The organism is Mesorhizobium sp. M0040 (genome assembly GCF_040323505.1).
Classification (GTDB): domain Bacteria; phylum Pseudomonadota; class Alphaproteobacteria; order Rhizobiales; family Rhizobiaceae; genus Mesorhizobium.
Genome location: NZ_JAMYVA010000035.1, coordinates 29,082 through 51,948, shown reverse-complemented (window position 1 = coordinate 51,948; position 22,867 = coordinate 29,082). Strand labels below are relative to the sequence as shown.

General features: G+C 63.0%; 23 protein-coding genes. 10 read left to right on the top strand and 13 right to left on the bottom strand.

The features are described from left to right. Positions 1–164 precede the first annotated feature (164 nt). Positions 165–875, top strand: a complete 711-nt coding sequence (locus NKJ91_RS24220) for an SIMPL domain-containing protein (protein WP_352457554.1) — start codon at positions 165–167, stop codon at positions 873–875. Positions 876–1,010: 135 nt separating this feature from the next. Here the strand turns inward: NKJ91_RS24220 and NKJ91_RS24215 are convergent, their stop codons facing one another. Together NKJ91_RS24215 and NKJ91_RS24210 are read right to left on the bottom strand one after the other, a co-directional pair. Then, on the bottom strand, positions 1,011–1,370 hold the full coding sequence (locus NKJ91_RS24215; protein WP_352457553.1) for a hypothetical protein: 360 nt from the start codon (positions 1,368–1,370) through the stop codon (positions 1,011–1,013). Between the two features lie 223 nt (positions 1,371–1,593). Next, complete coding sequence (locus NKJ91_RS24210; protein ID WP_352457557.1) at positions 1,594–2,040, bottom strand: YcgN family cysteine cluster protein; 447 nt, start codon at positions 2,038–2,040, stop codon at positions 1,594–1,596. Between the two features lie 235 nt (positions 2,041–2,275). Here NKJ91_RS24210 and NKJ91_RS24200 point away from each other — a divergent pair, with 235 nt between their 5' ends. Together NKJ91_RS24200 and NKJ91_RS24195 are read left to right on the top strand one after the other, a co-directional pair. Then, the gene (locus NKJ91_RS24200) at positions 2,276–4,360 is read left to right on the top strand and encodes an OmpA family protein (protein WP_502903630.1); all 2,085 of its coding nucleotides are present in this window, start codon (positions 2,276–2,278) and stop codon (positions 4,358–4,360) included. Between the two features lie 239 nt (positions 4,361–4,599). Beyond that, a complete protein-coding gene (locus NKJ91_RS24195; RefSeq protein ID WP_352457550.1) occupies positions 4,600–5,115 on the top strand; it encodes a TIGR00645 family protein in 516 nt (171 codons plus the stop codon). A 54-nt stretch (positions 5,116–5,169) separates the two neighbouring features. Here NKJ91_RS24195 and NKJ91_RS24190 read toward each other — a convergent pair whose 3' ends face one another. From NKJ91_RS24190 to NKJ91_RS24180, 3 genes are all read right to left on the bottom strand, one after another. Further along, positions 5,170–6,036, bottom strand: a complete 867-nt coding sequence (locus tag NKJ91_RS24190) for an SDR family oxidoreductase (protein WP_352457549.1) — start codon at positions 6,034–6,036, stop codon at positions 5,170–5,172. 114 nt (positions 6,037–6,150) lie between these two features. Then, positions 6,151–6,786 carry a helix-turn-helix transcriptional regulator gene (locus NKJ91_RS24185; protein ID WP_352457548.1) on the bottom strand — a complete coding sequence of 212 codons (636 nt, stop codon included), beginning with the start codon at positions 6,784–6,786 and terminating at the stop codon, positions 6,151–6,153. 7 nt (positions 6,787–6,793) lie between these two features. Further along, a complete protein-coding gene (locus tag NKJ91_RS24180) occupies positions 6,794–7,663 on the bottom strand; it encodes a S1C family serine protease (RefSeq protein WP_023678283.1) in 870 nt (289 codons plus the stop codon). 169 nt (positions 7,664–7,832) lie between these two features. Here NKJ91_RS24180 and NKJ91_RS24175 point away from each other — a divergent pair, with 169 nt between their 5' ends. Then, the gene (locus NKJ91_RS24175; RefSeq protein ID WP_023678284.1) at positions 7,833–8,783 is read left to right on the top strand and encodes a S1C family serine protease; all 951 of its coding nucleotides are present in this window, start codon (positions 7,833–7,835) and stop codon (positions 8,781–8,783) included. Here the strand turns inward: NKJ91_RS24175 and NKJ91_RS24170 are convergent. After that, entirely contained in the window at positions 8,780–9,205 is a 426-nt protein-coding gene (locus NKJ91_RS24170) for a VOC family protein (protein ID WP_352457547.1), read from the bottom strand. The genes NKJ91_RS24175 and NKJ91_RS24170 overlap by 4 nt on opposite strands. Positions 9,206–9,271: 66 nt before the next feature. On the opposite strand from NKJ91_RS24170, the gene NKJ91_RS24165 reads away from it, so the two are divergent. Then, positions 9,272–9,898, top strand: coding sequence for a TetR/AcrR family transcriptional regulator (locus tag NKJ91_RS24165; protein ID WP_352457546.1), 627 nt, complete (start codon positions 9,272–9,274; stop codon positions 9,896–9,898). Here NKJ91_RS24165 and NKJ91_RS24160 read toward each other — a convergent pair. Beyond that, on the bottom strand, positions 9,831–10,787 hold the full coding sequence (locus NKJ91_RS24160; RefSeq protein WP_352457545.1) for a LysR family transcriptional regulator: 957 nt from the start codon (positions 10,785–10,787) through the stop codon (positions 9,831–9,833). The two genes, NKJ91_RS24165 and NKJ91_RS24160, sit on opposite strands and share 68 nt — an antisense overlap. Before the next feature lie 110 nt (positions 10,788–10,897). On the opposite strand from NKJ91_RS24160, the gene NKJ91_RS24155 reads away from it, so the two are divergent. From NKJ91_RS24155 to NKJ91_RS24140, 4 genes are all read left to right on the top strand, one after another. Continuing rightward, positions 10,898–11,542 (top strand): FMN-dependent NADH-azoreductase, encoded by a 645-nt coding sequence (locus NKJ91_RS24155; RefSeq protein WP_023678288.1) that lies wholly within the window; start codon positions 10,898–10,900, stop codon positions 11,540–11,542. Positions 11,543–11,673: 131 nt separating this feature from the next. After that, the gene (locus tag NKJ91_RS24150; RefSeq protein WP_352457544.1) at positions 11,674–13,056 is read left to right on the top strand and encodes a 3' terminal RNA ribose 2'-O-methyltransferase Hen1; all 1,383 of its coding nucleotides are present in this window, start codon (positions 11,674–11,676) and stop codon (positions 13,054–13,056) included. Then, positions 13,053–14,780 carry a polynucleotide kinase-phosphatase gene (locus NKJ91_RS24145; protein ID WP_352457543.1) on the top strand — a complete coding sequence of 576 codons (1,728 nt, stop codon included), beginning with the start codon at positions 13,053–13,055 and terminating at the stop codon, positions 14,778–14,780. The genes NKJ91_RS24150 and NKJ91_RS24145 overlap by 4 nt, the downstream gene beginning before the upstream one ends. Positions 14,781–14,787: 7 nt before the next feature. Continuing rightward, on the top strand, positions 14,788–15,630 hold the full coding sequence (locus NKJ91_RS24140) for a hypothetical protein (RefSeq protein WP_352457542.1): 843 nt from the start codon (positions 14,788–14,790) through the stop codon (positions 15,628–15,630). 8 nt (positions 15,631–15,638) lie between these two features. Here the strand turns inward: NKJ91_RS24140 and NKJ91_RS24135 are convergent, their stop codons facing one another. Both NKJ91_RS24135 and NKJ91_RS24130 read right to left on the bottom strand, forming a co-directional pair. After that, positions 15,639–15,929: an HlyU family transcriptional regulator gene (locus tag NKJ91_RS24135; RefSeq protein ID WP_023678291.1), complete on the bottom strand. Its 291-nt coding sequence runs from the start codon at positions 15,927–15,929 to the stop codon at positions 15,639–15,641. A gap of 113 nt (positions 15,930–16,042) precedes the next feature. Further along, positions 16,043–16,729 (bottom strand): PadR family transcriptional regulator, encoded by a 687-nt coding sequence (locus NKJ91_RS24130; RefSeq protein WP_352457541.1) that lies wholly within the window; start codon positions 16,727–16,729, stop codon positions 16,043–16,045. Between the two features lie 270 nt (positions 16,730–16,999). Here NKJ91_RS24130 and NKJ91_RS24125 point away from each other — a divergent pair, with 270 nt between their 5' ends. Continuing rightward, entirely contained in the window at positions 17,000–17,257 is a 258-nt protein-coding gene (locus NKJ91_RS24125; RefSeq protein WP_031212108.1) for a DUF2798 domain-containing protein, read from the top strand. 63 nt (positions 17,258–17,320) lie between these two features. On the opposite strand, the gene NKJ91_RS24120 is transcribed toward NKJ91_RS24125, so the two are convergent. The 4 genes from NKJ91_RS24120 to dnaG form a co-directional block, all read right to left on the bottom strand. Then, positions 17,321–17,701 (bottom strand): thiol-disulfide oxidoreductase DCC family protein, encoded by a 381-nt coding sequence (locus NKJ91_RS24120; RefSeq protein ID WP_352457540.1) that lies wholly within the window; start codon positions 17,699–17,701, stop codon positions 17,321–17,323. Positions 17,702–17,911: 210 nt separating this feature from the next. Then, the gene (locus NKJ91_RS24115; protein ID WP_023678296.1) at positions 17,912–18,205 is read right to left on the bottom strand and encodes a GYD domain-containing protein; all 294 of its coding nucleotides are present in this window, start codon (positions 18,203–18,205) and stop codon (positions 17,912–17,914) included. Between the two features lie 205 nt (positions 18,206–18,410). Further along, complete coding sequence (gene rpoD / locus NKJ91_RS24110; protein WP_023678297.1) at positions 18,411–20,432, bottom strand: RNA polymerase sigma factor RpoD; 2,022 nt, start codon at positions 20,430–20,432, stop codon at positions 18,411–18,413. Between the two features lie 374 nt (positions 20,433–20,806). Continuing rightward, the gene (gene dnaG / locus NKJ91_RS24105) at positions 20,807–22,768 is read right to left on the bottom strand and encodes a DNA primase (RefSeq protein ID WP_352457539.1); all 1,962 of its coding nucleotides are present in this window, start codon (positions 22,766–22,768) and stop codon (positions 20,807–20,809) included. Between the last annotated feature and the right edge of the window lie 99 nt (positions 22,769–22,867).

The window sequence follows — 22,867 nt, the reverse complement described above, 5'->3', positions numbered from 1 at the left end:
TTTCCCTGAACCGCACAAGGCTTTCCGAGGGCTTTCCGAGCAGGCGTTCCAAGGGGGCTGGCAGAGATCGCCCAAATCAGCCCATATTGATAACCTATTGCACGTCGCCCATTGGACGCCGGCCAACACTCGGCTGTCTTGGGATCCCAGATCGAGGAGATTTCATGACCAGACGTATTTTGCCCCTGGCGATTGCCGCCGCAATCGCGTTTCCGGCGATCGCGGCCGCCGCCGATTCGCCACCGCCGCCGCGTATCGTCGTCACCGGTGAAGGCGAGGCGGCGATAGCACCCGATCTGGCTCTGCTGACGCTCAGCGTCATGCGCGAAGCCAAGACGGCACGTGCAGCGCTCGATGCCAATAACGACGCCATGGCCGCAGTGATCGCTGCCATGAAATCGTCCGGCATCAAGGAGCGCGACCTGCAGACCGCGGGCATCCAGATCAATCCGCGCTATAATTACACCAATAAGCCCGACGGCAGCCAGGAGGCCGAGCTTGTCGCCTACCAGGTGACCAACACGCTTTCGGTGCGCATCCGCGACATCGACAAGACCGGCGACATTCTCGATAAGGCGGTGTCGCTCGGCGTCAACCAGGGCGGCGGCATCTCCTTCTCCAACGACGATCCGGCGGCAGCCGTCACCGAGGCGCGCAAGAAGGCCGTCGCCAATGCCACGGCCAAGGCCAAGACGCTGGCCGAAGCGGCCGGCGTCGGCATCGGCCGGGTCCTGGAAATCACCGACCAGAATTTCGCACCACCGCCGATGCCGATCAACGCCAAGGCATTCGATGCCGCCGGCGCGTCGGTCCCGGTGCAAGCCGGCGAAAATTCCTATACCGCACAGGTGACGGTGACTTTCGAATTGAAATGACCATCGCTTGCAGAATGAAAAACCCCGGAGGATCGATCCTCCGGGGTTTTTTTGAGCCGCGCTTTCCGTCCTGGCGGAAAGGGACTCCGCTACTCTACCGGCTGAAAAATCGCCGGCCGCAAAGCTCCGACGGGCTTAGCGATAGATGATCGGACAACCGCGCTCGTTGGCGAATACGATTACGACGCGGTCGCCATACTGGCGGCCGGCAACCTTGACCGTGCGGCGGTTGATGTCGATGATGCGGGCGCGGTGCAGGCCCATGCGTTCGGCCTTGTCGATGGCACGCTCCGGCGAACAGGACCGGCGCCAGCCGCCATGACGGCGGTGTTCGCGATAGTAACCATCATCTTCGTCGCCGGTATAGACGCCGACGCGTGGATCGTGGTTGTTGCCGAAGCCGAGATAGATGCTGTCAGCATGAGCGGGGATGGCAGCAAGCGTGCCAAGGCCGACAAGAGCCGAAAGAGCCGCCGTCTTGATGGTGTTGAACATTGTCTTCTCTCCTTGTTGAGGGTTTCCACCCGTTTTCGTCGAACCTATGGGAGGAGAATGCACCCGCCTGTCTGAATTTTTTGCGAACCGGCCATTCATCCCCCGTTCATGCGGCAAGAATGGGCCAGCCGTTAGTCTCTCCGTTTCTGGAACCGTTCTATGCAGGGCAGATGGGGAACGTACCCTTTTGCCATGGTTCCCGGTCTTCGTTACCGCAGGAATCCTAAGGCTCGTCCGCGAGCATATGGTCGAAATAGTCGTCCGGCTCGGCAAGATCGGTCTCGCTGGCGCTGACCCGGCCGCGCATCGAGATGCCGGCCTCGTGCACGGTCTCGTCGCTTCCAGACACCAGCCTGTGCCACCAATAGAGGTCGCGGCCCTCGGCGACCAGCCGGTAAGCGCAGGTCTTGGGCAGCCAGCTGATGGTGCGCACATTCTGCGGCGTCAGCCCGACGCAATCCGGAACACGCGCCAGCCGGTTGGCATAGTCGGAGCAGCGGCAGCTTCCAGCGTCGAATAGCCGGCAGCCGACGCTGGTCCAGTAGATCTCTCCGGTGTCCTCGTCTTCGAGTTTGGACAGGCAGCATTTGCCACAACCGTCGCAGAGTGATTCCCACTCGGCCCGGGTCATCGCCTCGAGCGTCTTGGTCTTCCAGAACGGCTTTTCCATCGTCGGCATGTGGCCCTCGGACGCGTCAAGGTCAAGCACGGCAACCGTGCACCCTCGTCCGAACCATACGCCGGGACCATACGCCGGAACATACGCCAGGACCATACGAATGACATGAAGTCGCCTTCAAAACGCCGGTCAATCGCCCTGTGCCACCGCTAGAACCTACAAACAGGAACCAAACATGGTTGCTGAAAGTTTGGGCAGGGATGGGACGCCACAAGGAGTGTTTATGATGAAACGCCAACCACGGATTCTGGCAGGCACAGCGCTTGGCCTGTTGATGGCGTCCGCGCCGCTAGGCGCGTTCCCGCTGCAAGGCAATGCCGCATTCAGCCCCGTGCAACGTACCGCAGCGCCGCTCATCCCAGTGCAATCGAGTTGCGCCGAGGGCGAGTCGGCGGAGGCCTGCGCGCAAAGCCAGCAGGCAGAGCAGCCCAGAAAGAAGAAGCGCGACCAGCAGCAGCAAACGGAATCCGCTCCGGCCGAGCAGGCGGCTCCAGCCGAGTCCGAGCAACCCCGCAAGAAGCGGCGCAATCAGCAGCAGCAAACAGAATCCGCTCCGGCCGAGCAGATCGCTCCAGCCGAGTCCGAGCAACCCCGCAAGAAGCGGCGCAATCAGCAGCAGCAAACAGAATCCGCTCCGGCCGAGCAGATCGCTCCGGCCGAGACCGAGCAACCCCGCAAGAAGCGGCGCAATCGGCAGCAGATCGAAGCGGCCCCATCGGAACAACCGGCCGAGCAGGCAGCGCCGGCAAACGACAACCAGCCCAACGTCAATCCGCGCAAGAAGAAGCAAAAACAGAACCAGCAGATCGAGGCTGCCCCGGCAGAACAGGCTCCGACTGTCGAGCCCGGACAAAAGCCGGGCAAGCGCAAGAAGCCTGCTGAATTGACCGGACCCGCCACGGAGGCGGAAGGCCAGCCGGCGCCGACCAATAAGGAAGCGACCCCACAGGCCCAACCGGCTCCGACCGAGCAGCCGGCCGCTCCCGTCCAGGGCGAACAGCCCCAGGACAAGATCAAGAAACGTGGCAAGAGGCCTGTCGGCGAACAGCCGGTGACAGGAGAGCAACAGCCCTCGACCGGCGAACAGCCTTCGACTGGCCAGGCCGCGCCTGTCCAGGGTGAAAATCCGGTCCAGGGTGAAGCCCAGGCCAATCCGAACGAGGCACCTGTTCTGGACAGCCAGAAGGATGTCTTGCGCAAGCGCAAGGGTGGCAAGGAGCGCGGCCAAAATGCCGGTAAGCAGCAGGGCAACCAGCCCGCCCAGCAGGGCGAGAACCAGGTGGAAGCCCCGAAGCCGGCTCCGGTCGAGGAGGGACCGCCACCTACCGACGACAAGGCGGCCCAGCAGGCGATCAAGCCTGAAAAGATCGTTCCGGTGACGGAGGAAAAGGGCAAGCGTGTCGAGCGTGCGCCGGACATCGAGGATGTTCGCCGCCGTCCGCGCCCCCAGGGCACCAACGTCGTCAGGGAATTCGGCGACCGCGTCATCCTACAGTTCAACAACCAGACGTTCGTCGAAAGCAGCGATGCCCCGCGCATGCATCGTGGCGCCAGGAATGTCTATTATGAGGACCTGTCGGGCGATCGCACCCGGGAAATCGTCGAGCGCGACAATGGTGTCCGGATCGTCACCATCCGCAACCGCTACGGCGACGTCATCCAGCGCTCACGCATCGCGCCCGACGGCCGTGAATATGTGCTGAGCTATGTCGACGAGCGGAACTATGACGATGATGCAGACTGGCGCGACCCGGGCGACGACCTGCCGCCGATGCGCCTTACCATCCCGCAAGAGGAATACATTCTGGATTCCGAAGAGGTCGAGGATCCGGACGACTACTACACCTTCCTCGAACGGCCGCCGGTCGAGAGGGTCCAGCGCCTCTATTCGATCGACGAGGTCAAGCGCTCGGCCCGCGTGCGCGACATCGCCCGCCGCATCGACCTCGACACGCTCAACTTCGAATTCGGTTCGGCCTCGATTTCCGACACCGAGGTCCAGAAGCTGGAGGGTGTTGCCAACGCCATGGACAAGCTGCTGAAGAAAAACCCGGCCGAGAGCTTCCTGATCGAGGGCCATACCGACGCTGTCGGCACACCGGAAGCGAACCTTGCTCTGTCCGACCGCCGCGCCGAGGCGGTCGCCGAAGCCTTGACCAACGCCTTTGGCATCCCGCCGGAGAACCTGACGACGCAGGGCTATGGCGAGGAGTATCTCAAGGTCAACACGTCGGGACCCAACCGCGAGAACCGCCGCGTCGCCATCCGCCGGATTACCCCCCTGGTGGCGCCGGTGGCCAGCGCCCAATAAACCGCAATGTGAACCGCGCGATTTGATCAACCATTGAATCGCGCGGTCATCAATCTTGAAACGCGCGGTTACCCATCCCAGATTCTGCAAAGGGCGTTCCCTGCCCTGTCCCGACTCCAGCGGGACACACGAGCCCCGCCGGTTCCCCTCCCCGGCGGGGTTTCGTTTTTTTGAAACCTTGCAAACCGCCGCAGCCTGCCCGAAATACGGCGCTCCGACAACGGAGCCCGAATCGCCGCATGAAGCGCCTCGAACTCGCCATCGAATCGATCATTCTCGCCTCGCGCTGGCTGCTGGTCGCCTTCTATCTCGGACTGGGTGCGGCACTTGCCATCTATGCCGTGTCCTTCGGCAAGAAGCTGTTCGAGTTCGTCTCCGTCGCCTTCACGCTCGATGACACCGACACCATCCTGAAAATACTCGGCCTCATCGATGCCGCGCTGGTCGCCTCACTGGTGGTGATGGTGATCATCTCGGGTTACGAAAACTTCGTCAGCCGCTTCGATGAAAATGACGGCAAGGTGCATTGGCTGGGCACGATCGATGTCGGCTCGCTGAAGGTCAAGGTCGCCTCGACAATCGTAGCGATCTCCTCGATCCACCTCTTGCAGGTGTTCCTGAACTCGGTCTCCTACACGACCGACCAGCTGATGTGGCTGACCATCATTCATCTGGCCTTCGTTCTGTCGGCACTGATGCTTGCCTATATCGACCGGCTGATGGGTCTTGGCAAAGCCAAGAAAGCCGAAGACTGAGCACGCGTCTGTGCCGGTCTTTAAGAGATATGCCTGTCAGCTAGATACTGTCCGTCAGTAGATACCTTTGATTTTGGTATCCGTCCGGCCGAACACCTCGTCCGGCACAAAAAAGTCGCCGGCGAGCGGGCCTGTCGCACCCGGCGCATAGGCCGAGAAATCGCTGACGCCCTCAGCGCGCAGCACTTCTTCGTCAATGTAGAAATTGCCGGTCGCCTCACGCGACGGCCTGACCAGGATGGCGTATGCCGCATCGGCCATGATGTCGGGCGAACGGCTCATCGCCGCCACCGTCGCCCCGCCCAGGAGGTTACGCACCGCCGCCGTGTCGATGGTCGAGATCGGCCATAGCGAATTGACCGCAATGCCGTCCCTGGCGAACTCGGCGCTCATGCCCAGCGTGCACATCGACATGCCGAACTTTGCCATCGTGTAGGCGACATGGTTCTTGAACCACTTGGCCTTCATGTCGAGCGGCGGCGCCAGATTCAAGATGTGAGGATTTTCCGCCAACCTCAAGTGCGGAATGCACATTTTGGAGACGAGAAAAGTGCCGCGCGTGTTGATCTGGTGCATCAGATCGTAGCGCTTCATATCGGTCTCCAGCGTGCCGGTGAGTTGGATGGCACTGGCGTTGTTGACGCAGATATCGATGCCGCCGAACCTCTCCACGGTCTTGGCGACCGCTTCGGCGACCTGTTCTTCATCCCGAATGTCGCATAGCACCGGCAGCGCCTTGCCGCCGGCCTGCTCGATCTCGTGCGCCGCTGTGTAGATCGTCCCGGGCAGCTTCGGATGCGGCTCGGCGGTCTTGGCCGCGATCGTCACATTGGCGCCATCGCGCGCGGCGCGCAGCGCAATCGCCAGCCCGATGCCGCGCGACCCGCCGGAGATGAAAAGCGTCTTTCCCTTGAGCGACATCCTTGCGCCTTCCTGCAACATGAAAGGCACGATCCTTGCGCGGCCGAGAACCGCCGCGCAAGGCCCAACACACCGGATGCGGGTTACGCTGCGTCGGCCTTGAGACAATCTGAACTAGACCAGCACCAGGCCCTGCCGCATGGCGATGGCAATCGCATCGGTGCGGTTGGCGGCACCGAGCTTCGTCAGGATCGCTGCGACATGGAACTTCGCCGTATGCACGGAGATGTTCAGCCGCCGCGCGATGACCTTGTTGGGGGCGCCCTCGGCCAGCAGCGCCAGCACCTCGCCTTCCCGCGGCGAAAGCGTCGGCCGGACGATATGCTCGTCAGTCGGTTCCTCTTCGAACCGGTCGCTGTCATGGAAGGTCAAATCGTGATGCCGATCGGATAGAGCATGGCTGTCGCGCGAAATCCGGTAGCCCGCAGCCGCGAGCCGCGCGGCGGCGGCGATCAGCAACTCGTCCGCTTGCACGGGCAGCACGGCAAACACTGTATCGGCCGGCCGTTCGCGGGCCGCTCGCGACGATAGCAGCACGCGAGGCATAGCCGCGTCGACGAGCCCGCCTTGTAGCCCATGATCATCGACGATGGCGACATCCGCCGCCTCACGCCCGTCGACTTCGCCGGCCAGAACCGGCCGCAGATCATCGGTCGCGGCGAGAACGACGGACAGACTTCGTGCGCGCTCGGCGTCACCGAGCGCGATCAGCACCGTCAGCCGTCTGCCAGCGACCTCACCGCTTACCATCTATCCCTCAGCTCAGTGGTTTTTCACCGATGGTCAGGGAAACCTCACGATTCTCGCCGCCGCGCACCACGCCGAGTGTCACCAAGGCACCGGCGCTGTCCGGCCCGAGCTTGCGGATCAGCTCGCGCGGGCCATGCACCGTCTCTGCGTTCCACGACACGATGATGTCGCCGAGACTGAGACCGGCTGATTTCGCCGGCCCGTTATCGTCGAGGCTCATCACCATGGCGCCCTGTGTATCACCATTGCGGACCGGATGCAGGCCGGCGCCAAGATAGCCGCGCGCCACATGACCCTTCTCGCGCAGCGTCGTGACTGCCCGCTCGATCGTTTCGTAAGGCATGACCAGCGCCCGCCGGCGTGGCCCGAACAGCAGCATGCCGATCAGTCCACCCTTGGCGTCGAGCACAGGGCCACCCTCGAAACGGCCGCCGGCATTGACGGCAAGGTTGATGCGCCGGTCGATCGTGCCGCCGCGCATTGAACGCCAGGCCGGGCCGACCTCGCCGACCGTGCCGAAGGTAGCGAGCGAGGTGCCGTCGCTATTGCCCGCCACGACCGCCAGGTTGCCCGGCCGCACCGCATCCGCCTTTACCAGTGACGGGGCGCCCGGCGCGCCGGCCGGTTTCAAAACGGCCGTGCCGGTGGACGGGTCGCGGCCGACCAGTTCCGCCTTGACGGCTTCGCCCGAAGAAAACGTCAGCTCGATCTCCTCGCCGGCCTCGACCGCCTCCTCGGCAGTGACGAAATAGCCGTCCCGCCAGTGGAAAGCAGTTGACGTCCGGTGGTGCGTCGCGAAGCTGGCCGTCGCTGGTGCCGCGGCTGCCGCGATGTCGGCAATGGCGTCGGAAAACGTGCTCAGATTGAAATCGCTCATGATTTATCTCCTGGGTTCTTCGTGACCCAGATATCGCCCGGCAGGGCGTTGGCGGATACTCGCCTGACGGCTAGTTGGGCATTTGACTGGCCATCTGGTCAGGTCGCGGCCGGTCCGGCCGCTCCGCACATATAGGCATTGTTCATCTTGTTCCAAACGGAGCCCTCGGATGGCCCTGCCCGCCCAGCAATTGCAATATGACGATGCCCTTCTCGATGCCTATTCGGCGACGGTCGCCGATGCCGTCGACCGCATCGGGCCCGCCGTCTGCCGCATCGAGCGCATCGGTGGCCCGGGTGGCCATGGCTCCGGCTTCGTCATCGCGCAGGACGGGCTGGTCGTCACCAACTTCCACGTCGTCGGCGATGCGCGCAGCGTGCGCGTGTCAATGCCGGACGGCGCCTCTAGGGAAGGCCGCGTGCTCGGCCGCGATCCCGACACCGACATTGCGCTGGTGCGCGCCGACGGCAACTTTGCCGATGTTGCGCCGCTTGGCGATTCCAAGCGTTTGAGGCGCGGCCAGATCGCCATTGCCATCGGCAATCCGCTCGGCTTCGAATGGACCGTCACCACTGGCGTCGTCTCGGCACTCGGCCGCTCGATGCGTGCCTCCACCGGCCGGCTGATCGACGATGTCATTCAGACCGACGCCGCGCTCAACCCCGGCAATTCCGGCGGACCGCTGGTGTCCTCGGCTGGCGAGGTGATCGGCGTTAACACCGCGATGATCCACGGTGCGCAAGGCATCGCCTTCGCGGTTGCCTCCAACACCGCCAATTTCGTCATCTCGGAAATCATCCGCTTCGGCCGTGTGCGCCGTGCCTTCATCGGCGTTTCCGCCGACACCACCAACCTGCCGCGCCGCGCAGCCCTTTTGTCGCAAGTATCGAGCAGCACGGCGGTGCGCCTGCGCACCGTCGAAAAGAACAGCCCGGCGGCCAAAGCCGGCCTCAGGGAAGGCGACATTATTGCCGCCATCGACGGCCGTCCGGTCACCGGCGTCGACGATCTGGTGCGCATGCTCGACGCCGAGCGAATCGGCCGCGAGACACTGTGCACGGTGGTGCGCCGCTCCGGCATTACTCAGGTCACCGTGATGCCGTTGGCGCGGGCGAGTTAGCGCGCCGCAACACCCTGCGCATATTGCGCCATAAATTCTGGGCTCGGCGGGATCGGCCTGATCACGTCGATCAGCACGCCGTTGGGATCCCTGGTGATGAAATGGCGCTGGCCGAAGGGTTCGTCGCGTAGCGTTCGCAGGATCGGCAGGCCAGCGGCGGTGATCCGCTTATAGATGGCATCCGGATCCCTGACCTCGAAATTGATCAGCAGGCCAGATGTGCGGCCCCGCCCTTCCTCCGGGATCGTCTCATGATCGCCCTGGACGATGCCGAGGTTGACGCGACGGTCTTCGGCCGAGCGCAGATGCACGTACCAGTCGGCCTCAAACAGCGGCTTGAAGCCGAAATGCGCAACATAAAAGGCTGCCGTGCCGGCAACGTCGCTCGTCATCAGCACCGGATAATAGCTCGTCGTCCTCATCTTTCCTTCTCCCGGCAAATAACATACAGTCTGCATGTAAATGGAAATAACATACAGGCTGCATGTATGCAACAAGGATCCGCTCGTCGCTCCAACCGTGATCGCACCGCCGCGACACGCGCCGAGCTCATCGCCGCGGCTCGCAAACTGTTCACCGAAAAGTCCTATGCCGAGACCGGCACACCCGAGATCGCCGCCGCTGCCGGCGTCACGCGCGGCGCGCTCTATCATCACTTTGCCGACAAGCAGGCGTTGTTTGCCGCTGTGGTCGAACAGGAGGCGCAAGCCGTCTCGGAAGAGATCGAACGCGCGTCGCCGCCTTCGCTATTTGCCCGCGATGCGCTGATTGCCGGCTCGGATGCCTATCTGGCTGCCATGCGTGCGCCCGGCCGTACGCGGCTCTTGCTGCTTGATGGCCCGGCCGTGCTCGGCCGCGCCGCCATGGATGCGATCGACAATCGCCATGGCAACCGTTCGCTGCGCGAAGGCCTTGTTGCCGCGATGCGCTCGCACTCCACGACGAGACTGCCTGTGGAAGCACTGACCGCTTTGCTCGCTGCCGCCTTCGACCGCGCAGCGCTCGCCATCGAAACTGGAGCATCGATCGAGGACTATCGCGCCGTTCTCATAGCGCTGATCGACGGCCTGTCTCCGGCTCCTCCTCAGGCACCTCACCCGGTTCGAACTCGTTGAAACAGCCTAGCTGGCGCTTGAGCTGGTCGATCAGCCAGGCGGCCGCCGGTTTTGGGCTGCGATCGGCGCGGTGCATGGCATAGAGCGGCGAGCGGACTTCGCTGTAAGGCTCGAGATCGAGTTCGACGAGCCGGCCGGTCGCCAGATCATCGGCAATCAGCCATCGCGGCAGCCCGCCCCAGCCCAGCCCCTCGCGCATCAGCACGTGCTTGGTGCGCACATCCGTCAGCCGCCAGGTGCGGTAGGCGAAGACGCCATAGTCACGCCCGCGCGTACGCTCGGACTGGTCCGAGACGACCAGTTGGATGTGTTCGCGGACATCCTCTAGCGCCACTGGTCTCGGCAGCAGCGCCAGGGGGTGATCAGGCGCTGCGGCTGGCACCAGGGAGAAGAAGCCGATGCGAAGCAGATTCACGTCCGTCTCACCCAGAAGCCCCCCGATGCCGAGATCGGCCTGTCCGCCGACAACATGATCGAGGATAAGGCCAAGCGAGCCGATATGCAGACGCAGCGTCACGGCCGGGAACTGCGCCTCGAATGCCTTTAGCACCCGAACCAGCACCGGCGACGGTAGCGTCACGTCGACCGACAGCGTAACTTCCGCCTCCAATCCCTGCCGGTATCCGTCGACACGCGAGCGGATGCGTTGCAGCACGCCGACCATGCGCCGCGCATCTTCCAGCGTCGCCTTGCCGACATCGGTCAGTTGCGGTTCACGCGTGCCCTCGCGCTCGAACAGCTTCAGCCCAAGCTGCGCTTCGAGGTTGGCGATGGCGTAGCTGATCACCGATTGCGCGCGATTCAATTTGCGCCCGGCGGCCGAGAAGCTGCCGGTCTCGGCCACCGCAACCAGGATCTGAAGTTGGTCAAGCGTCGGGTTCGGCTGCATCGTTCAATCCACAATTTAGATGGATAATATACAAAATATACCAGTTTTTCTAATGAGTCTGCGCACACATATCTGCCGGGAGATTTTGATCCAACCCTGGAGACCCTATTATGTCCATCCTTCTTGTCACATCGAGCCCGCGCGGCGCTGCCTCGCACTCGACCCGAATTGCTACTGAATTCGCTGAAAAGCTTGTTGCCGCCGATCCGTCGAACACGCTTGTCGTGCGCGACCTCGTCGCCAATCCGTTGCCGCACATCGATGCCGATTATGCGACCGGCATCTACACGCCGGCCGAAGCGCGCACCTCACGCCAGGCTGAAGTCGTTGGCGTCTCCGATGTCGTGCTGGATGAACTATTCGCGGCCGATACGGTGATTCTCGCCACCGGCTTCATCAACTTCAACATCTCCTCGACGCTGAAGTCCTGGGTCGATCACATTGCCCGTTCCGGCAAGAGCTTTGCCTATGGCGAGAACGGCCCCAAGGGGCTCGTCACCGGCAAGAAGGTCTACATCGTACTGGCTTCGGGCGGCATCTATTCCGAAGGTGCGGCCGTGCAGTTCGATCACGCCATTCCCTACCTGCGCAGCGTGCTTGGCTTCCTCGGCATGACCGATGTCGAGGTCATCCGCATCGAAGGGGTCGGCATGGGCGCCGATGCGGTGGCAGCAGCGCTGGCCAAGGCCTCGACCAAGGTCGACGCCATTGTGGCTGCGACCGGAAATGCCGAGCGCGTGGCCACCGCGGCATAAAGCGTCAGCATCGTCTGAATTGTACAAGGGCAGGCGCCGGCGCCTGCCCTTGTTGTCGTTGGCGACAACCTATTGTGGTGGGCCACACAACCGCCATTGGTTATTCCGCTTGTCTGCGCTATCGGTCGCGGATGTTCCTTTCCGTTGCCACAACGCACCGTCCGGCCACCGATCTCGGTTTCTTGCTGCACAAGCATCCGGATCGCCTGCACGAGACCGACCTGTCTTTCGGCAAGGCGTGGCTGTTCTATCCCGAGGCAACCGAAGACCGTTGCGAGGCTGCACTCCTGCTCGATGTCGATCCTGTGGGACTGGTGCGGGGCAAGGGCCAGCCAGAAGGCCTGCTCGACCAATATGTGAACGACCGGCCTTACGCAGCATCATCCTTCCTGTCGGTGGCGCTGAACAAAATGCTGCGGACGGCGATGACCGGTATATCGAAGGAGCGCCAGGAACTGGCCGACAGCGAACTGCCGCTGGAAGCCGTGGTTACTCCATTGCCAATGCGCGGCGGTGAGGTTCTGGTTCGAAGTTTGTTCGAACCCATGGGCTGGACAGTCGATCTGACGCCAATCGAAGGAAACGGGGGTGCTGCAGGCGAGCCCCGATATGGCCATCTGAAGCTGACTGGCACGGGCCGACTCAGCGCCTTGTTGAACCACCTCTATGTGCTGATCCCGGTGATGGACGATGCCAAGCATTATTGGGTCGGCGAAGCAGAGATCGACAAGCTGCTGTCCAAAGGCGAAGGCTGGCTGGAAAACCATCCGGCCAAAGACCTGATCGTGCGCCGCTATCTTGGCAATCGCAGGGCCTTGACCCGCATCGCCCTGGAGCGACTGGCTCCCGAGACGGCTGGCGAGGCACAACCTGCCGAGTTGCGCGTCACGCCCGAGGAAGCGCTTGAGACGCCTATCCGGCTCAACGATCTGCGCATGGACGCAGTTGTCCACGCCATTCGGGCGACGGGAGGAACCACGGTTGCGGACCTGGGATGCGGTGAAGGCAAGCTGCTCGACAGGCTGGTGCGCGAGCGATGGATCCACAAGCTGTTCGGTCTGGATCCGGCGGCGCGCGAACTGGAATGGGCCGCAAAGCGTCTCAAGCTGAACGAATTAGGCGGGCCGCCCGAGGGCCGGGTCACGCTGCTGCATGGATCGCTGACCTACCGGGACAGCCGTTGGGCCGCAGCCGACATCGCCGTTCTGGTCGAGGTCATCGAGCATCTCGACGAGGACAGGCTGCCCCTGGTCGAACGCATCGTTTTCGGTGAGACGGCGCCCAAATCCGTCATCGTGACCACTCCGAATGCGGACTACAACGCTCTGTTTCCAAGACTGGTCTCTGGCGCATTTCGCCATCCCGATCACCGTTTCGAATGGAGCCGGGCTCAGTTCCAAGCCTGGGCGGCCAAAATCGGCGAGATCTATGGCTATGCAGCCACCTTCAGCGGTATCGGAGCCGAGGACCCGACCCTCGGCGCCCCCACACAGATGGCGGTGTTCACCCGATGAGAGAACCCGATAAGACCAACCTCACCATTCCTGACTTCGCCCTCGTCGTGCTGATCGGCTCGACCGGATCGGGCAAGTCGACTTTCGCCGCCAAGCATTTCCTGACGACCGAGATTATCTCCTCGGACCAGTGCCGGGCGCTGATCTCCGACGACGAAACCGACCAGGACGTCTCTGCGGATGCCTTCGATCTGGTTCGCGAAATAGCCGGCAAACGGCTTAAACACCGCAGGCTGGCCGTCATCGACGCCACCAATGTGCGAGCCGCCGACCGCAAGGCCTGGATTGAGCTGGCGCGCAAGTGGCACGCTTTGCCCGTCGCCGTGGTCCTCGATCCAGGCGTCGAGGTGTGCGTCGCACGCAATGCGGTGCGAGCCGACCGGCAGTTCGGCGCCGGGGTCGCCCAGCGCATGACAACCGAGATCCGCAAGGGTCTTGGCGCCCTGCAACGCGAGGGCTTCCGCCAAGTCTGGAAGCTTACCAGCGAGGCCAGCATCGACGCGGCCGAGGTGTCGCGACAGCCGCTGTGGACCGATAAGCGCGACGACCATGGCCCGTTCGATATCATTGGCGACATCCACGGCTGTTCGGATGAGCTTCATATCCTGCTCGCTCGATTGGGCTACAGCATCGTCTGGTCTGAGCATCAGGGCGACCGAACGGTCACCGTGGTCCCACCAGAGGGCCGCAAGATCGTCTTTGTCGGCGACCTCGTCGATCGCGGCCCCAACTCGCCCGACGTGCTGCGCATTGCCATGAGCATGGTCGCGGCTGGAACCGCATACTGTGTCCAGGGCAACCATGAACGCAAACTCAGCCGCTGGCTAGAAGGCCGCAAGGTCACGGTCGCTCACGGCCTCCAGCAGACTGTCGATCAGCTAAATGCACAGGACCGAGGCCTGCGCGAGGCGCTGCCGGCCTTTCTCGACGGCCTGCGCAGCCATGTCTGGCTCGATGGCGGAGGCCTCGCCGTCGCCCATGCCGGCCTCAAGGAAGAGATGATCGGACGCGGTTCCGGCGCTGTGCGCGAGTTCGCTCTGTACGGCGAGACCACAGGCGAGACCGACGAGTTCGGGCTGCCCGTCCGCGCCGACTGGGCCGCGGCCTATCGTGGCAAGACGGCCATTATCTATGGACATACGCCCACGCTATCGGCCGAATGGGTCAACAACACCCTGTGCATCGACACCGGATGCGTATTCGGCGGCAAGCTGACGGCCTTGCGCTGGCCGGAACGCGAACTGGTCGAGGTGCCGGCAATCCAGACCTGGTCGGAGCCGATACGTCCGCTGGGCGGGTCCGGTCCCGGTAAATCGGCACAGGCCGACGCCGACGGCGTGCTCGATTATCAGGATGTCTCCGGTCGCCGTTGGATCGAGACCGGACTGAGGGGCCGGATTGTCGTGGCCGAGGAGAACGCGTCGGCAGCACTGGAGGTGATGAGCCGCTTCGCGCTCTCGCCGCAATGGCTGATCTATCTGCCGCCGACCATGTCGCCGTCCGAGACCAGCAGCCAGGACGGCTGGCTGGAACGTCCGGAGGATGCCTTCGCTTACTTCCGCGAGCGCGGCGTTGCGCAGATCGTGTGCGAGGAGAAGCACATGGGTTCGCGGGCAGTGATCGCGCTCTGCCGGAACGCGCAGGCGGCACGCAGCCGCTTCGGGGTCCCTGGCGACGAAACCGGCGCAATCTGGACCCGCACCGGACGGTCCCTTTTTCAATGACAGTGCCATGACGGAGGACCTGCTCGCCCGTCTTCGCACCGAGGTCGACGCGGCGGATCTGTGGAAGGAATTGAACAGCGACTGGCTGCTGCTGGACTCCGAGATAATGCCTTGGTCGGCCAAGGCCGGCAGTCTGATCGAAAGCCAGTATGCGCCTGTGGCCACATCCTCTGCCGCCGGTCTCAAGGCCAGCAGCGAGGCGCTGGCCCGTGCGATGGCGCGCGGCGTCGATGCAGCCGGCCTGAACGCACGCCTTGAAGACCGGGCCGTCCGCGCAGCCAAATACGCCACCGCCTGGGCGCCCTACGTATGGCCAGTTTCGGGCGTCGAGGACCTTAAGGCCGCGCCTTTCCACCTGCTGGCCAGCGAAGGACGTGTTTGGTTTGACCAGGACCATGTCTGGCACATGTCGCTCGCGGACCGTCTGGCTGCCCGTGGCGGCGTGGTCACGCCGACTCGATGGCGTATGGTTGATCTGGCCGACGGCAGCGCGTGTGCCGAGGCCGTCGCCTGGTGGGAAGCGCTGACTGGCTCAGGCGGCGAAGGCATGGTGGTCAAACCACGCGACTTCGTCAGCCGTGGCAAGAAGGGGCTCATCCAGCCGGCGCTGAAGGTCCGCGGCCCGGAATATTTGCGCATCATCTATGGTCCCGAATATGACGCGCCCGACAATCTCGTCCGCCTCCGAGAACGCGGCCTGGCCGGCAAGCGCAGCCTGGCGCTCAGAGAGTTCGCGCTTGGCCACGAAGCGCTAACGCGATTTGTCGCCAAGCAGCCGCTGCGCCGGGTTCACGAGTGTGTCTTCGCCGTGCTGGCGTTGGAAAGCGAGCCAATCGACCCAAGGCTGTAGTAGCCGATCTATCCGAATATCTTCTCGCCTTGCTCGTCGACCAGCTGGATGCCCTTTTTGATCGAGATGTCGACAGCGTCATCAAGCCCGGCAAAGCGGTCGGCGCGGATGAATTTGTGCTCCTTCATCACGCCGTCGATCTCCTTCGAAACCACGCCGCAGGTCTGGTACTGGCCCTCCGCCTTGTAGGGCGTGGCGCTGATCAAAAATCCCTTGTGCTCGATCTGCTTTGCCGGCGCCGCTGTCTTTGGCTCGGCGGCTTCGTTGCCTCCGCCGAAAAGACGCTTCAGAAAAGACATGGGGTATCCTCCAACGGCAATCATCCTGCACCACATAGCGCGGTGCAGGATGATTTTCAGTACCGGTCCTTGGCCGAGCGGGCAAGGGCCGCAGCTTGCTTGGCAGCCAGAGATCAGTGGCGCGACAACGCTTCCAAGGCCTCTGCGGCAGCTTCCAATATGCTGATTGCCTCGGCCTGCTTTGCTTCAGGCGCATCGACGATCTCGCCGAGCGCGGCGCGCAGCCGGTGGCGCACCGCACGAAACTCGTCGCGCTTTTCCGAGCGGCCGCGACCGCGCCGGCCGCCGTCCTCGCCTTCATCGTTCCAGCCGAACCAGTCGCGCGCCTTCGCCATCTTGCGGCCGAAGCGCTCGAGGTGGTCGAGCACGTGGTCGATCATCTCGCGATTTTCGTTGAGATGCGCCTGCCCCGCCTCGGTGATCGAAAACACCTTCTTGTTGCCTTCCGGCGCAGAAACGGCGTAGCCGGCCTCCTCCAGGAAGGTCAGCGTCGGATAGACCACGCCGGGGCTCGGGCTGTAGACGCCGCTGGTGCGCTCCTCCAGTGCCTTGATGATGTCGTAACCGTGCCGCGGCGCCTCGGCCAGCAGCGAAAGCGTGATCAGCTTGAGATCGCCGTCGGCCAGCATACGGCCGGCGCGGAACATGTCGCCCGGCCCGCCGCGTCCGCCGCCTCTCATGCCATGCCCGAACGGGCCAAAGCCGCCGCCGCGTCCGCCGAACTTGCCGGCCATATGCATGAAGACGCGCTCGGCGCGTTCGCCGAAACGATGATGGCTGAAATGATTGTCTTTGTGCATTGTCTGCTCCTTGAGTTATGTCTTACGATATATCTCAACTAAGTGCCCGCCACGGTCGAGTCAAGATATATCTTACGATGTATCTGAAAATGGCACCAGCAGGATTGATTTCGCCAGCGAGGGCAGCTAGAGGGTGCATGAGGGCCGAAGGCCGCTCCGTAAGCGTCTGACGTGAAGCAACGCATCCACCCCGGTCGTTCCGGGCAGTTACGCCGACAATACCGGCGAATGGATGCAAGGCGACGAACCGGATGCTTCAGGGAAATCCAAATGACCATGAAAACCCCGCGCAGCAAGCTGCCTGCGCGCTATGCCGCCGTGCTCGGCCCGCTGGTGCTGTCGTTGCTGATGACGTTCATCGTGTCGTTCATCTCGACACTGAAAAGCCTTGGCTTCCAGCCCGACATGCTGGCCACTTGGCTGACGGCTTGGGGCCTGTCCTGGCTGGTGGCCTTTCCGACGCTGCTGCTGGTGCTGCCGGCGGTGCGCCGTATCGTTGGCTGGCTTTGCGAGCCCGTGGCTCGATAGCAGGGCACGCGAAAGGCCTGGAAACAATCTCCGGACCTTTCGGTGCGGAGCGAATAATACCCGTTACCAGCGGCCTTTGCGCCGGTTCCAGGCATAGAGCAGATCGGCAAAGCGATCATAGCCATAGCGCGTCAACGGCAGTGCGCCGGGATTGCCGAACAGCGTTGCGAGCCAGCCTTCGCCGGGCGTCGTCCGCCATACAGCAATGGCAACATCGGCGCCGGCCAGCAATTTGCCGTCGGCGTCGATCGCATACAGCCGGCGCCGGATGTCCTCCAGCCCGATGCCGTATCCGGCCAGCGCCGCCGGTTCGGCATTGATGTCGCGAAATTCGATCCGCCCGGCCTTGACCGCCTCGATCAGTCGCCGCTTCTGCCGGCTGATACCGGCATCGCAGACCGGACAGCGCGTATTGTACCAGACAGTCAGCAGAGGCTTGGCCATGTTTCGAAACGGCACCAGAGGACACGCACGGATTATCCGAGAAATGCCGTTGCGCCGCAACGTGACACGATACCGGCGGAATGGCCGGTTTCGCTGATCCAGGTCGCCCAAAGGGTACGCAGCGGTTTTACGATAACGACATGCATAAAAAGAAGAGCTTAAAGCGCGTCGCAAGGGCCGTTCAGCGCGACGCGCTTCAGGAGCAGCGGCTCACCCGAGCGAGGTGATGATCTCGCGATAGGCATCCTCCGGGAAAGCCTTGAGCGTCCGAGTCCTGACGTTGCCAGCCGTCGCCAGCATTAACGAGAAACGAGCCAAGACGGCATCGTCGGGCGCTTCGAGCACCGCCACCATGTCGCAATCCCCCATGGTGAGATAAAATGCCTTGAATGATCCGCCCATGTCTCCCAGCATCTTCTTGGCGGCATCGAGCCGCTTCGGCGACTCGCGCACGTTTTTGGCGCCTTGTTCCGTCCAGTTGATCAGCACGATGTAAGTTGTCATGGCACACCTCCCTCCGGGGCCACGGAGCACGGCGTCAACCGCCGGGGCGGGCATCCGGGTTTGTCGCCCAGAAATGCATCCGATACGAAATTATCCTCCCGCAAGCCGCAGGCCGCAAGAGCGATAGCGTCGAATAGCCGATCGCCTATGCACAAACGAAAAAGGGCGCCGACGGCGCCCTTTGAATCCCTAACCCTTGTCGGCCTCAGCTGTCGAGGAAGCTTCTGAGCTTGCGCGACCGGCTCGGGTGCTTGAGCTTGCGCAGCGCCTTGGCTTCGATCTGGCGGATGCGCTCGCGGGTGACCGAGAATTGCTGGCCGACCTCTTCAAGCGTGTGGTCGGTGTTCATGCCGATGCCGAAGCGCATTCTGAGCACGCGCTCTTCGCGCGGCGTCAGCGAGGCCAATACGCGCGTCGTCGTCTCGCGCAAATTGGCCTGGATCGCTGCGTCGATCGGCAGGATCGCCATCTTGTCCTCGATGAAGTCGCCGAGATGCGAATCCTCCTCGTCGCCGACCGGCGTTTCGAGCGAGATCGGCTCCTTGGCGATCTTCAGCACCTTGCGCACTTTTTCCAGCGGCATGGCGAGCTTTTCCGCCAGTTCTTCCGGCGTTGGCTCACGGCCGATCTCATGCAGCATCTGGCGCGAGGTGCGCACGATCTTGTTGATCGTTTCGATCATGTGCACCGGAATGCGGATGGTGCGCGCCTGGTCGGCGATCGAACGGGTGATCGCCTGCCGGATCCACCACGTCGCGTAGGTCGAGAACTTGTAGCCGCGGCGGTATTCGAATTTGTCGACCGCCTTCATCAGGCCGATATTGCCTTCCTGGATCAGGTCGAGGAACTGCAGGCCGCGATTGGTGTATTTCTTGGCGATGGAGATGACGAGGCGCAGATTGGCCTCGACCATTTCCTTCTTGGCGATCGCGGCTTCGCGCTCGCCCTTCTGCACCTGGTTGACGATCTTGCGGAATTCCTGGATCGAAATCGCCGTCTCGGTGGCGAGGTTCTGGATCTCGGCGCGCAGGTCGCGGATGGCGTCCTTCTCGTTCTTGGTGAATTCCTTCCAGCCGCGCGAAGTCAAATTGCCGATCGAGCGGGTCCAGTTCGGATCGAGCTCCGAGCCCTGATATTCCTTGAGGAATTCCTCGCGGCGCACACCATAGCTTTCGGCCAGCCGCAACAGCTTGCCTTCGTTCTGCACCAGGCGCTTGTTGATGTCGTAGAGCTGCTCGACCAGCGCCTCGATGCGCGCCGTGTTCAAGGACAGCGACTTCACCGCCTTGATCAGTTGGTCCTTCAATTCCTTCAGCCGGCGGTCCTGGCTGGGCGACAGCGTGCCCGCGGCGGCCAGCCGGTTCTCGACCTGCTGGTCCTGCAGCTTGCGCAGTTTCTTGTAGGTGTCGGCAATGACGTCGAGCGTCTCCATCACCTGCGGGCGCAGTTCCGCTTCCATCGCCGCCAGCGACAGGCTCGCCTCGTCATCGTCTTCCTCGTCGTCGTCCACCAGGCCACGGGTGTCGCCGCCGACATTGGTGATGTCGTCCTCGTCCTCGCGCGAACGGCGCGACTTTTCCTCGGTCTTGGCTTCCTCGATACGCTCGACAACCGGCGCCTGCTTGGCCTCCGGCCCGGCATAGGTCGCCTCGAGGTCGATGATCTCGCGCAGCAGGATCTTCGATTCGTTGAGCTCGTCACGCCAGATGATGATGGCCTGGAAAGTCAGCGGGCTTTCGCACAGGCCCGCGATCATCGTCTCGCGGCCGGCCTCGATGCGCTTGGCGATCGCGATTTCGCCCTCGCGCGACAGAAGCTCGACTGAGCCCATCTCGCGCAGATACATGCGGACCGGATCGTCGGTTCGGTCGGTCGGCTCTTTCTTGGTCGTGGTGGCGGCGACGGCGGTGCCGGTCTGCTCGGCGAGCTCGTTGGCGTCTTCCTCGGCATCAGCGGCGGTGTCGGCGGCTTCGGGCTCCTCGCCCTGCTCGTCGTCCTCGACCACGTTGATGCCCATGTCGGAAAGCATGGCCATCGTGTCCTCGATCTGCTCGGAGGTCACTTCCTCCGAGGGCAGCACCGAATTCAGCTCGTCCATGGTGACATAACCGCGCTTCTTGGCGGCCTTGATCATCTTCTTGACAGCATCGTCGGAAAGGTCGAGCAGAGGGCCATCGGTCGCGGCCTCGCGTTCGGTCTCGACTTCTTCCTTTTCTTTTGTCGCCATAGTCTTTATCTTCTCCAAGCGGCTGAGTATCAAAGCCGCGTAAGCTGCCGGTCCGGTCAAATTGGATGCGCTCCTTCCAGAACGCGCTTTACCGGGCCAGTAACTGCATCTCTCGTTAAGTCCAGATTAACCCTGATATCTGTGGCAAGCTGACTGCCTGTCCAGTGATCAGTACCTTACATCGCTGCATTCCCGTCGATGCCGGGGCGGGTTAACGTTTCGAATCGACCTGATTCCGCCATTCTGCCGGAAGGTCAAGCGCCTCTCGCATGATTCGCATGAAAAAAGCGAATCAATTACCCGACTTAGAGCACCGCACGCTTGATTCAACGCGCAAGCACGTCCTTACATTTCAGTCTTCTGGAGGCTTCGATCTAAACGCGCCCAGCTCTGCCCGACGATACGCCAAACCCTTCGATTAGCGCTTCCGTTGCCTGCACATCACGAAATTGCGCCTGGATTTCGACCAGGTGCCGGTAATTTTCGTCCGTGGGATCGCTGGCGAGCGCTGCTTCCGCCTGCTTCAGCTCCTTATGTAAGGTGCGCGCGCTGCGCTGCAAGTGGAGAGCTTGGCTGAACGCGTCGCGAGCATCGTCGAGTGCTGCCGTTTCCAGCGCCGGCCATTGCCGCGCACGTTTGATCAGCGCCACCGCGCGCTGCCAGATCTCACCGCAGCCGGCCCGCTCGATCGTCGCGATTACAGCCTCGCGGTTGTTGGCCATATCGTGCGCCATGGCGTCGAGGATGGCCGCATGCAGCCGCTTCAGATCGGAATTGGCGAGATCGAGGAACTCGACGTGGGCGAAATTCTCGTCGATCAGCACGGGATGGTTGACGAGGGCCGCAATGATCGTCGCCTCGCGCACCGACATGCCCTCGCCGCCGCGTTTGACCAGCGCCGAGCGGCCGAGGCTTTCGGTGATCGCGGTGCGCCCACCGGCATTGCCGCCACGTGCAAACTGTCCGCCGGGTGCTGAGACCCTGCCCGGGAAGCGCTCACCGGGCCGTCCGTCCTGACGTCCCTGGCGTCCGGGCTGGGTCCCGAAGAAGCTCTGCACGCGCTCGCGCATTTCCTGCTGGTAGTGGTAACGAAGGCTCTCGTCGCGGATGCGGCTGGTCAGTTCGCGTAGCGTCTTTTCGAGCTCCGCCCGCCGTTCCGGCGTGTCGAAGATGCCGCCGGCGGTCTCGCGCATCCACAAGAGGTCGGCCAGCGGCCGTGCCTCGGAAAGCACGGCGCGGAACGCATCCGGCCCGTCACCCTTGACCAGATCGTCGGGATCCTTGCCCTCCGGCAGCAGGGCGAAGCGCACGGAGCGGCCTGCCTGGACCGCCGGCAGCGCCATGTCGGCGGCGCGCCACGCTGCCTTCAACCCGGCCTGGTCGCCGTCGAAGCACAGCACCGGCTCGCCAGCCATGCGCCATAGAAGTTCGAGCTGGTTTTCAGTCAACGCGGTGCCGAGCGGCGCCACCACGTTTTCGAAGCCGGCCTGCGCCAGCGCGATCACATCCATGTAGCCCTCTACGGCAATAACCGTGCCGCCCTTGGCCAGCGCCCCCTTTCCCAGTGCTTGCCGCGCACGGGCGAAATTGTAGAGCACGTTGCCTTTGTGGAAGAGCTCCGTATCGGGCGAGTTCATATATTTGGCCAGCGCATCCGGCGCCAGTGCCCGCCCTCCGAAGGCGATGATCTTGCCCCTGGAATCCGGGATCGGGAACATGATGCGGTCGCGGAACCAATCGTAGGAAACCGGGACGTCGTCGCCATGGCGCACCAGCCCGCACGCCTCGATGTCGGCCTTGGGGACACCCTTGGCGGCAAGATGCTCCTTCAGCGCATTGCGGCTGTCGGGGGCATAGCCGAGGCGGAAAGACTGCTGCGTCGCCGGTGTCAGCCCCCGGTCGCGCAGATAGGCGCGGGCCTTTGCCCCTTCCGGTCCCTGCAGCCGTTCCTGGAAGAACGCCGTCGCCATCTCCATGACGTCAGTCAGGCTGGCACGTTCCTTTTCGCGCCGCTCCTCCTGGGCATCGCGAACCGGCATCGGCACGCCGGCCATGTCGGCGATCTTCTCGACCGCTTCAGGAAAGCTCATCCCGTCAAGTTCGGTCAGGAACTTGAAATGGTCACCCGAAACCGAGCAGCCGAAGCAATGGTAGCGGCCCTTCTTGTCCTCGCAGTGGAAGGACGGGCTCTTCTCGCCATGGAAGGGACAGCACGCCCAATAGTCGCCGCGCGGCGCGTTAGTCTTCTTCCTGTCCCACGCGACGCGCTGGCCGATCACCGAAGAAATCGGCACGCGGTCGCGGATCTCGTCGAGGAAAGCAGGCGGAAAGCGCATGGGGGACAGCTCGTTTGGCCTCCATATAATCACACGGGCGAAGCCCGACGACTCCTAATGGCGATCATACCCGGTTTTCACAGGCCAAAAAGAGAAGGC

What these genes read in the sequence shown, in the direction of transcription:
- NKJ91_RS24220 (WP_352457554.1), top strand. Translation starts at nt 165, where the DNA reads ATGACCAGACGTATTTTGCCCCTGGCGATTGCCGCCGCAATCGCGTTT.
- NKJ91_RS24215 (WP_352457553.1), bottom strand. Translation starts at nt 1,370, where the DNA reads ATGTTCAACACCATCAAGACGGCGGCTCTTTCGGCTCTTGTCGGCCTT.
- NKJ91_RS24210 (WP_352457557.1), bottom strand. Translation starts at nt 2,040, where the DNA reads ATGGAAAAGCCGTTCTGGAAGACCAAGACGCTCGAGGCGATGACCCGG.
- NKJ91_RS24200 (WP_502903630.1), top strand. Translation starts at nt 2,276, where the DNA reads ATGAAACGCCAACCACGGATTCTGGCAGGCACAGCGCTTGGCCTGTTG.
- NKJ91_RS24195 (WP_352457550.1), top strand. Translation starts at nt 4,600, where the DNA reads ATGAAGCGCCTCGAACTCGCCATCGAATCGATCATTCTCGCCTCGCGC.
- NKJ91_RS24190 (WP_352457549.1), bottom strand. Translation starts at nt 6,036, where the DNA reads ATGTCGCTCAAGGGAAAGACGCTTTTCATCTCCGGCGGGTCGCGCGGC.
- NKJ91_RS24185 (WP_352457548.1), bottom strand. Translation starts at nt 6,786, where the DNA reads ATGGTAAGCGGTGAGGTCGCTGGCAGACGGCTGACGGTGCTGATCGCG.
- NKJ91_RS24180 (WP_023678283.1), bottom strand. Translation starts at nt 7,663, where the DNA reads ATGAGCGATTTCAATCTGAGCACGTTTTCCGACGCCATTGCCGACATC.
- NKJ91_RS24175 (WP_023678284.1), top strand. Translation starts at nt 7,833, where the DNA reads ATGGCCCTGCCCGCCCAGCAATTGCAATATGACGATGCCCTTCTCGAT.
- NKJ91_RS24170 (WP_352457547.1), bottom strand. Translation starts at nt 9,205, where the DNA reads ATGAGGACGACGAGCTATTATCCGGTGCTGATGACGAGCGACGTTGCC.
- NKJ91_RS24165 (WP_352457546.1), top strand. Translation starts at nt 9,272, where the DNA reads ATGCAACAAGGATCCGCTCGTCGCTCCAACCGTGATCGCACCGCCGCG.
- NKJ91_RS24160 (WP_352457545.1), bottom strand. Translation starts at nt 10,787, where the DNA reads ATGCAGCCGAACCCGACGCTTGACCAACTTCAGATCCTGGTTGCGGTG.
- NKJ91_RS24155 (WP_023678288.1), top strand. Translation starts at nt 10,898, where the DNA reads ATGTCCATCCTTCTTGTCACATCGAGCCCGCGCGGCGCTGCCTCGCAC.
- NKJ91_RS24150 (WP_352457544.1), top strand. Translation starts at nt 11,674, where the DNA reads ATGTTCCTTTCCGTTGCCACAACGCACCGTCCGGCCACCGATCTCGGT.
- NKJ91_RS24145 (WP_352457543.1), top strand. Translation starts at nt 13,053, where the DNA reads ATGAGAGAACCCGATAAGACCAACCTCACCATTCCTGACTTCGCCCTC.
- NKJ91_RS24140 (WP_352457542.1), top strand. Translation starts at nt 14,788, where the DNA reads ATGACGGAGGACCTGCTCGCCCGTCTTCGCACCGAGGTCGACGCGGCG.
- NKJ91_RS24135 (WP_023678291.1), bottom strand. Translation starts at nt 15,929, where the DNA reads ATGTCTTTTCTGAAGCGTCTTTTCGGCGGAGGCAACGAAGCCGCCGAG.
- NKJ91_RS24130 (WP_352457541.1), bottom strand. Translation starts at nt 16,729, where the DNA reads ATGCACAAAGACAATCATTTCAGCCATCATCGTTTCGGCGAACGCGCC.
- NKJ91_RS24125 (WP_031212108.1), top strand. Translation starts at nt 17,000, where the DNA reads ATGACCATGAAAACCCCGCGCAGCAAGCTGCCTGCGCGCTATGCCGCC.
- NKJ91_RS24120 (WP_352457540.1), bottom strand. Translation starts at nt 17,701, where the DNA reads ATGGCCAAGCCTCTGCTGACTGTCTGGTACAATACGCGCTGTCCGGTC.
- NKJ91_RS24115 (WP_023678296.1), bottom strand. Translation starts at nt 18,205, where the DNA reads ATGACAACTTACATCGTGCTGATCAACTGGACGGAACAAGGCGCCAAA.
- rpoD (WP_023678297.1), bottom strand. Translation starts at nt 20,432, where the DNA reads ATGGCGACAAAAGAAAAGGAAGAAGTCGAGACCGAACGCGAGGCCGCG.
- dnaG (WP_352457539.1), bottom strand. Translation starts at nt 22,768, where the DNA reads ATGCGCTTTCCGCCTGCTTTCCTCGACGAGATCCGCGACCGCGTGCCG.